Origin of the sequence: Pseudaquabacterium pictum (assembly GCF_005403045.1) — a bacterium.
Lineage (GTDB): Bacteria > Pseudomonadota > Gammaproteobacteria > Burkholderiales > Burkholderiaceae_C > Pseudaquabacterium > Pseudaquabacterium pictum.
In genome coordinates this window covers 1-335 of the sequence record NZ_BJCL01000057.1, presented here as the reverse complement: position 1 = coordinate 335, position 335 = coordinate 1, and the positions used below count along the sequence as shown (strand labels likewise).

Annotated in this window: 1 protein-coding gene; it reads left to right on the top strand. The window is 67.8% G+C overall.

Annotation, left to right across the window (positions count from 1 at the left end):
- Positions 1-335, top strand: a 335-nt coding sequence (locus tag FFT10_RS27575) for an SdrD B-like domain-containing protein (protein ID WP_174246161.1), incomplete at both ends; no start/stop codon positions are given.

The following is a 335-nucleotide window of genomic DNA, read 5'->3' as shown; positions in this document are numbered from 1 at the left end:
GGCACCGCTGGCAACGACCTGCTGAGCGGCATCACGCTGGTCGCCGGTGCGAACAGCGTTGAGAACAACTTCGGTGAACTGCCGCCGGCCGCGCTCAGCGGCTACGTGTACGAAGACGCGGGCAACGACGGCGTGCGCAACAGCGAGGCGCCGATTGCCGGGGTCGAGGTCAAGCTGACGGGCACCGACGACCTGGGCAACCCGGTCACGGCCACTGCCACGACCGACGCGAACGGTTTCTACCAGTTCACCAACCTGCGCCCGGGCACCTACAACGTGGCCGAGACGCAACCCGCTGGCTACCTGGACGGCAAGGACACCATCGGCACGACCGG